The 7261-nt window shown below is 66.0% G+C and carries 7 protein-coding genes; all 7 read left to right on the top strand.

What is annotated here, in order from left to right; all coding sequences use genetic code 11:
• The first annotated feature begins 186 nt into the window (after positions 1-186).
• The 7 genes from AC0L3K_RS24820 to AC0L3K_RS24790 all read left to right on the top strand — a co-directional run bounded on the left by AC0L3K_RS24820 (position 187) and on the right by AC0L3K_RS24790 (position 7233).
• On the top strand, positions 187-765 hold the full coding sequence (locus tag AC0L3K_RS24820) for a hypothetical protein (RefSeq protein ID WP_473367057.1): 579 nt from the start codon (positions 187-189) through the stop codon (positions 763-765).
• Positions 766-836: 71 nt separating this feature from the next.
• Positions 837-1421, top strand: a complete 585-nt coding sequence (locus AC0L3K_RS24815) for an NnrU family protein (RefSeq protein ID WP_007609254.1) — start codon at positions 837-839, stop codon at positions 1419-1421.
• Positions 1422-1500: 79 nt separating this feature from the next.
• Positions 1501-3093: a class I adenylate-forming enzyme family protein gene (locus AC0L3K_RS24810; protein ID WP_007592072.1), complete on the top strand. Its 1593-nt coding sequence runs from the start codon at positions 1501-1503 to the stop codon at positions 3091-3093.
• 168 nt (positions 3094-3261) lie between these two features.
• A complete protein-coding gene (locus AC0L3K_RS24805) occupies positions 3262-3915 on the top strand; it encodes a tetratricopeptide repeat protein (RefSeq protein WP_007592071.1) in 654 nt (217 codons plus the stop codon).
• Positions 3916-3941: 26 nt separating this feature from the next.
• Positions 3942-4493: a hypothetical protein gene (locus tag AC0L3K_RS24800; protein ID WP_007592069.1), complete on the top strand. Its 552-nt coding sequence runs from the start codon at positions 3942-3944 to the stop codon at positions 4491-4493.
• Between the two features lie 104 nt (positions 4494-4597).
• On the top strand, positions 4598-5980 hold the full coding sequence (gene der / locus AC0L3K_RS24795; RefSeq protein WP_007592067.1) for a ribosome biogenesis GTPase Der: 1383 nt from the start codon (positions 4598-4600) through the stop codon (positions 5978-5980).
• Positions 5977-7233 (top strand): TCR/Tet family MFS transporter, encoded by a 1257-nt coding sequence (locus AC0L3K_RS24790; RefSeq protein ID WP_007592065.1) that lies wholly within the window; start codon positions 5977-5979, stop codon positions 7231-7233. Before der ends, AC0L3K_RS24790 begins: the two co-directional genes overlap by 4 nt.
• The last annotated feature ends 28 nt before the right edge of the window (positions 7234-7261 follow it).

Genomic DNA, 7261 nt, shown 5'->3' with positions numbered 1-7261 from the left:
CCCCCCCCGCGCCCCCGCCCGCCTCACGGGGGGGCCACGCCGACCCCCCCCGCCGCGGGCCCAACACAACCCGCCGGGGGGGGGGGGGGGCGGCGGCCCCCCCCCCCCCCACGACACCGCGTGTACGCGCGAGCATGTGAACGCTTGCAGGCTTGACGGCTTCTCCGGCGATGCCACGTTCTGGTCATGTGGCGCGGCATCCTTGTTTTCTTCCTGCTGGCGATCTCGACGATCGCCGCGGACGCGCGGCCCAGGCAAATCAACCCAATTCCGTTTTCGCACGAGCCGTGCAGCGTCCTCGACGGCAGGCCCTGCACGCCGTCCTACTGCAGCCCGCTCGAGCCTGGTCCCTGCATTCCCGAGATCGACTATCCCTACGGCCAGAACCTCCAGCTCACGATCCAAAGCGTACCGTCGGAGGCGGATCGCGGCAAATATCAAAAGCCTGATCACGATCTCGATACGATCGGCGATCTCTTCGCCGAGCTGCGCACTTGCTGGTCGCCGCCAACGGACAATGCCCGAGCAGGCATGCAAATCGCCGTGCGTTTCAGCTTCAACAAATCGGGCGGCCTGATCGGCCCGCCGCGCCTGACCGTTGCGACCGCAGGCGTCCCCGCCGAGACGAGAACCTCCTACCTCAATGCGATCAATTCATCGTTGAACGCCTGCCTGCCGCTGAAATTCACCGGCGGTCTTGGCGGTGCCCTCGCCGGGCGGCCAATCGCGATCCGATATGTCGACAATCGCGAGATCGGCAAGTAGCGCATCAGTTGCGACCCGCGGCCAATCGATGATACGCCATGGGCTGGGGCGCTGGTTGGGGGGAGAATCTCGTGGGTCTGCTGGTTATGATCCTGGGGCTTGCGCTGTTTTTTGCAGCGCATGTGTTCACGACGAAACGCGAGGCGCGCGCGCAGGCCATCGCGAGACTGGGCGAGGGGACCTACAAAATCCTCTATTCGCTTGCCTCGCTCGCGGGGCTCGCGCTGATCATCTGGGGCTTCGCGCATTACCGTGCGACGGGCTGGATCGACGTCTGGTATCCGCCGAAGGCGCTGAAGCACATCACGCTCGCGCTGATGTTGCCCGCGGTCATCCTGGTGGTTGCGTCCTATCTGCGCGGCCGCATCTATGCGACGCTGAAGCATCCGATGCTGGCCGGCATCAAGCTGTGGGCGGCGGCGCATCTTCTGGCCAATGGCGATCTCGGCTCCATCATCCTGTTCGGCTCCTTTCTCGGCTGGGCGGTGTATGATCGCATCACGCTGAAGCGTCGCACCGATGGCGGCGGTCCGCCGATTCCGGTGGGCGGCGTCACCAACGATCTGATCGCTGTGGTGGTCGGAATCGTCGCTTATCTGGCGCTGGCGTTTGCGTTCCATCCGGTCGTGATCGGTGTTCCCGTGATGGGCGGCTAGCCGATCAGCACAAGACAGGACCGCATGCCCTGCGCGGAAAGTGACAAGGTAACAAGAGCAACAAGCCAAGGTCATTCCGATGGACTGGTCGCATTCTCAGATCCCGCCAATGCGGTTCGAGGCGCGCTTCGGCGATCGAGTCGTACCGGCATTTTGCGATCGGCCTTCGAGCCTGTGGGCGATGATTGCGGACGCGTGCGCCCGCAATCCCGACGGCGAAGCGCTGATCTCAGGCCATGTCCGGCTGAGCTGGCGGCAGGCCGCGGAGCAGGCTGCGCGGATCGCAGCGGGATTTCGCAAGCTCGGATTGCAGCGCGGCGATCGTGTCGCGATCCTGCTCGGCAACCGGGTCGAATTCCCGCTGCTGCTGTTTGCTGCCGCGCATGAGGGGCTCGTCACGGTGCTGCTCAGCACACGGCAGCAGAAGCCGGAAATCGCCTATGTGCTCGCCGACTGCGGCGCAAAGATATTGATCCACGAGGCGGCCCTCGCGGAGCGGCTGCCGGACGTGCGGGATGTGCCCGAAATAAGCCACCGCATCGCCGTCGACGACGATCCGGCTTTGTCGCGTTTCGCTGTGCTGGCAGACAACGCGCCGGCCTCGGCGCCGATCGAGACGAGCGAGGAGGACACTGCGATGATCCTCTACACCTCGGGCACGACAGGCAAGCCGAAGGGCGCGATGCTGGCCCATTGCAACATCGTCCATTCCTCGATGATCTTCGTGTCCTGCCTGCAATTGACGGCGGCCGACCGTTCGATCGCGGCAGTGCCGCTCGGTCACGTCACCGGCGTCGTCGCCAACATCACGACGATGATCTGCTGCGGTGGCGCGCTGATCATCATGCCGGAGTTCAAAGCCGGCGAATATCTCAAGCTCGCCGCGCGCGAGCGCGTCACCTACACGGTGATGGTGCCAGCGATGTACAATCTCTGCCTGCTCCAGCCCGATTTCGAGAGCTACGATCTGTCGAGCTGGCGCATCGGCGGCTTTGGCGGCGCACCGATGCCGGTTGCTACCATCGAGAAGCTCAAGGCGATCATTCCCGGCCTCGAGCTGGCGAATTGCTACGGCGCGACCGAGACGACATCGCCGTCCACGATCATGCCGGGCGAGTTGACGGCAACCCACATCGACAGCGTTGGCCTGCCGTGTCCCGGTGCGCGCATTCTGGCAATGCGCGCGGACGGGCGTGAGCTGCCGCCTGGGGAAATCGGCGAGCTCTGGATCCAGAGTGCCTCCGTCATCAAGGGCTATTGGAACAACCCAAAGGCCACGACCGAAAGCTTCACCAGCGGGTTCTGGCATTCCGGCGATCTCGGCTCGATCGATGTGGAGGGATTTGTCCGGGTGTTCGACCGGCAGAAGGACATGATCAACCGCGGCGGCCTCAAGATCTATTCGGCCGAGGTCGAATCCGTGCTGGCCGGCCACCCGGCCGTGGTCGAGAGCGCGATCGTCGCCAAGGCGTGCCCGGTGTTGGGCGAACGCGTTCACGCGGTGGTGGTGGCGCGTGCGCCGGTGGACAGCGAGGCCTTGCGCGCCTGGTGCGCGGAGCGGCTGTCCGACTACAAGGTCCCGGAGAGCATGATGATCACAGCGGAGCCGCTGCCGCGCAATGCCAATGGCAAGGTACTGAAGCGGCAGCTGCGGGAGCTGTTGGGATCCTGACCCGGGGAGGCGGTCTCTCCGGGCTGTCCCGGGTGGTTAACGCCTTGATCGGGCTCGCTTTGCCTTGCCACCGCCATATCGTTAGGGTACCTCGCCGCCACGTGGGGACGGGATTCCTGACGCGAACGCCTTGGCGCGCGCACCCGGACGGGCATGGGATTAGCATAAGTGTCTGAATTATTTGACGAAGTCGACGAGGAAGTACGTCGCGAACAGCTCAAGAAGCTGTGGGACAAGTATTCGATCGTCTTCATCGCCCTGATGGTGCTGATCGTCGCCGCCGTGGGTGGCTGGCGCGCTTACCAGTATGTGGAGGCCAAGAAGGCCGCCGAGGCCGGCGCCGCCTTCGAGAAGGCCGCCGAGCTGTCCGAGCAGGACAAGCATGCGGAGGCCGAGGCGGCCTTCACCGAGCTCGCGGCCAAGGCTCCATCCGGCTATCGCACCCTGGCGCGGCTGCGTGCTGCGGCCGAGGCGGCAGCCCGCGATCCCAAGGCAGGTGCCAAGCTCTATGACGACATCGCCGCCGATCGCAGCGTAGGCGGCGAGTGGCAGGATCTGGCAAAGATCCGCGCCGCCGGTTTCCTGCTCGACAGCGCCGGCTATGCCGACATGCAGCAGCGGCTGGAAGCCTCCACCGCGCCCAAATCGACCTTCCGTCATACTGCCCGCGAGATGCTGGCGCTGTCGGCCTGGCGCAACAACGATATGACTGCCGCCCGCAAATGGCTCGACGCGATTGCCGAGGATGGCGAAACGCCGCCCGGCTTGCGCTCACGCGCCGAGGCGCTACAGGCCTTGCTGCCGCCCGTAGCGAAGAGCTGAGCCGAGAGCTGAGACGAGATACCGATATGCGCCGTACGTCACGCTTGATCGCAGCCTTCGTCCTGATCGCCTTCACGGGCGTGCTGGGCGGTTGCTCCAGCTTCGATCCGAGCGACATGCTCGACTTCCTCGATACCAAGAAGAAGCTGCCGGGCGACCGCAAGCCGGTGTTCCCGGAAGGCGTGCCGGGCCTCGAGCAGGGCGTTCCGAAGGAAATGTACAAGGGCGCGCAGCAACAGCCCGATCCGAACGGCCCCGCCGTCGCGGCTCTGCCCACCGAGCCTCCGCCCGAGCCGGCCAAGCCGGCGAAGGGTGCCAAGGCGAAAAAGACCAGGCAGCCCCCCAGCGCTGCCGTTGCGCCGGCTGAGGCGCCCGCCGGCGAAGTCGATGGCGAGGCCCAGCCCGAGGCCGCGCCGCCCGCGGCCACTCCGGCGCCCAGGCAGAAGATCGTGCGCAAGCGCACCACCGCGCCGCCGCCCGATCAGCCCGTCCAGCAGGCGCAACCGACCCAGACCACCCAGCAGCAAACGCAGGGCGCCTTCCCGGCGCCGATGCCCAGCGGCAGCTTCTCGCGCTAGAGCATGATCCGGAAAAGTGTGAAGCGGTTTTCCGAAAAGATCATGCTCAAACAATTGTCTTCATTTCATTGACAGGCGCGGCTCCGGCAGCGCACGAATGACCCATGTCCTTTAAAATTGCCATTATCGGCCGACCCAATGTCGGCAAGTCGACGCTGTTCAACCGCCTGGTCGGGCAGAAGCTCGCGCTTGTCGATGACCTGCCCGGCGTCACCCGCGACCGCCGCGAGGGCGAGGCCAGGCTCGGCGATCTCGACTTCACGATCATCGACACCGCCGGCCTCGATGAGGGCGCCAAGGGCTCGCTGACCGCCCGCATGCAGGAGCAGACGGAGGCCGCGATCGCACAGGCCGACGCGCTGTTCTTCGTGATCGATGCCCGCATGGGCCTCACGCCCAACGATCGCGCCTTCGCCGATTTCGCCCGCAAGGCCAACAAGCCGGTGATGCTTGTCGCCAACAAGAGCGAAGGCAAGCATGGCGATGCCGGCGCGATGGAGGCCTTCGCGCTCGGCCTCGGCGATCCCATCCAGATCTCGGCCGAGCACGGCGAGGGCCTCGGTGAGCTCTATGATGCCCTTCGAGAGCTGATGCCGGAGCCCGTCGAGGAGGATGACGTCGAGGACGACGAGCCGCTGACGGAGGAAGAGGCGGCCACGCGTCCGATCCGGGTCGCGATCGTCGGCCGGCCCAACGCCGGCAAGTCGACGATGATCAATCATCTGCTCGGCGAGGAGCGTCTGCTGACGAGCCCGGAAGCCGGCACCACGCGCGATTCCATCGCGGTCGAAATCAACTGGAAAGGCCGCGAGTTTCGCGTGTTCGACACCGCGGGTCTGCGCCGGCGCTCGCGGATCGAGGAGAAGCTCGAGAAGCTCTCGGTCGCCGACGCACTGCGCGCGGTGCGCTTTGCCGAAGTCGTCGTGATGATGATGGATGCGCAGAACCGCTTCGAGGAGCAGGATCTTCGCATTGCCGACCTGATCGAGCGCGAGGGTCGCGCCGTCGTGCTCGCCGTCAACAAATGGGACCTGATGGAGAGCAAGGGTGGCGGCGCGATCTCGAACCTGCGCCGCGATGCCGATCATTTGCTGCCGCAGATCAAGGGCGTGCCGATCGTCGCCGTCTCCGGCTTGATGGGCGAGGGCATCGATCGATTGATGCAGGCGATCCAGGATGCCTATGCGCTTTGGAACAGGCGTGTGTCGACCGCGGCACTGAACCGCTGGTTCGAGGAGGCGGTGCAGGCCAATCCGCCGCCGGCGGTGTCCGGCCGACGCCTCAAGCTGAATTACATCACGCAGACCAAGGCCCGTCCGCCGAGCTTCGTGCTGTTCTGCTCGCGTGCGGACGCGGTGCCGCAATCCTATCTGCGCTACCTCACCAATTCGCTGCGTGAGGCCTTCGAGCTGCCGGGCACGCCGGTGCGCATCACCTTGCGCGAGAAGGCCAATCCGTTCGCCCACAAGCGCAAGCGGCCATCGTGAGCAACGAGGCCGGCGAGGCGATGGCGCAGGGCGCTGCGCCAGTCCGGCGCGGTGCGGTCGCCTTCATCTTCGTCACCATCCTGCTCGACATGCTCGCGCTCGGCGTGATCATGCCGATCCTGCCAAAACTGATCGAGAGCTTCGTCGACAACGACACGGCGCACGCGGCCCGCATCTTCGGCCTGTTCGGCACCGCCTGGGCGCTGATGCAATTCGTGTTCTCGCCGGTGCTCGGCGCGCTGTCGGATCGCTTCGGGCGGCGGTCGGTGGTGCTGCTGTCGAATTTCGGGCTCGCGGCCGACTATGTGCTGATGGCGCTGGCGCCGTCGCTGGTCTGGCTGTTCGTCGGCCGGGTGATCTCAGGCATCACCTCGGCGAGCATCTCGACCGCCTTTGCCTATATCGCCGACATTACGCCGCCGGAGCGGCGCGCAGCGGTGTTCGGCAGGATTGGAGCTGCGTTCGGCGCCGGCTTCGTGCTGGGCCCGGCGCTGGGTGGTCTGCTCGGCGATATCGATCCGCGCCTGCCGTTCTGGGCCTCGGCGGCCCTGAGCTTGGCCAATGCGCTCTATGGGCTCTTCGTCCTGCCGGAATCGCTGGCGCCGGACAAGCGCGCGCCGTTCCGCTGGAGGAGCGCCAATCCGCTCGGAGCGCTCCGCCTGCTGCGTTCGAACGTGGTGCTCGCTGCGTTGTCCGTCGTCAACTTCATCGCGCAGGTCGCGCATGTCGTGCTGCCCTCGACCTTCGTGCTCTACGCCACCTATCGCTACGGCTGGGATTCGAAGACCGTGGGATTGACGCTGGCGATGGTCGGCGTCTGCGCCATGGTGGTGCAGGGGCTCGCGATCGGTCCGATCGTGCGCGTGCTGGGCGAGCGCAACGCCTTGTTGCTCGGCCTGTGCTGTGGCGCGGTCGGCTTCGTGATCTTCGGCGCGGCGCCGACCGGGCCGCTGTTCTGGATCGGCATTCCCGTGATGTCGCTGTGGGGCATTTCGGGTGCCGCCATGCAATCGCTGATGACGCGGCTGGTCGCGCCCGATCAGCAGGGCCAGTTGCAGGGTGCGACCGCGAGCGTGCAGAGCGTGTCGCAACTCGTCGGCCCGTTCCTGTTCACGCTGACGTTCTCATACTTCATCGGCGCCAGCGCGCCGTGGCAGCTGCCCGGCGCGCCGTTCCTGCTCGCGGCGGTGCTGATGGTTGCGTGCGTGGCGATCGCGGTGCGGGCGCTGGGAGCGGCCAAAACGGTTGCGTAGGGTGGGCAAAGCGAAGCGTGCCCACCGC

This window comes from Bradyrhizobium sp. MI1.10, from assembly GCF_055811035.1.
The sequence above is the reverse complement of the archived record's forward strand: the minus strand, read 5'-3'. Positions and strand labels throughout refer to the sequence as shown.